The organism is Corallococcus terminator, from assembly GCF_003611635.1.
Classification (GTDB): domain Bacteria; phylum Myxococcota; class Myxococcia; order Myxococcales; family Myxococcaceae; genus Corallococcus; species Corallococcus terminator.
Window position 1 is genome coordinate 1 of record NZ_RAVZ01000856.1, and the last position, 385, is coordinate 385.

The 385-nt window shown below is 31.9% G+C and carries 1 protein-coding gene; it reads left to right on the forward strand.

Annotated features, from left to right (window positions below; translation table 11 throughout):
- The coding region (locus tag D7V88_RS42470; RefSeq protein WP_147449199.1) for a cysteine hydrolase family protein at positions 1–385 on the forward strand (385 nt) is incomplete at both ends.

Genomic DNA, 385 nt, shown 5'->3' on the forward strand with positions numbered 1-385 from the left:
CTATTAGTTGTTGACTATTCATATGACTTTATCGCAGATGACGGCTTACTAACATGCGGTAAACCTGGACAAAATATTGAAGATTTTATTGTTTCTCGTATCAATGACTTTAATTATTATCAAGACCATATATTCTTTTTAATGGATTTACATTATTTACATGACATTCATCATCCTGAAAGTAAATTATTCCCACCACACAATATCGTAGATACAAGTGGTAGAGAATTATACGGTAAAGTAGGTAAATTATACGAAACAATTAAAGCGCAACCTAATGTACATTTCATTGATAAAACGCGCTATGATTCGTTCTTTGGTACCCCGCTTGATAGTTTATTGAGAGAAAGAAGTATTAATCAAGTCGAAATCGTTGGTGTATGTA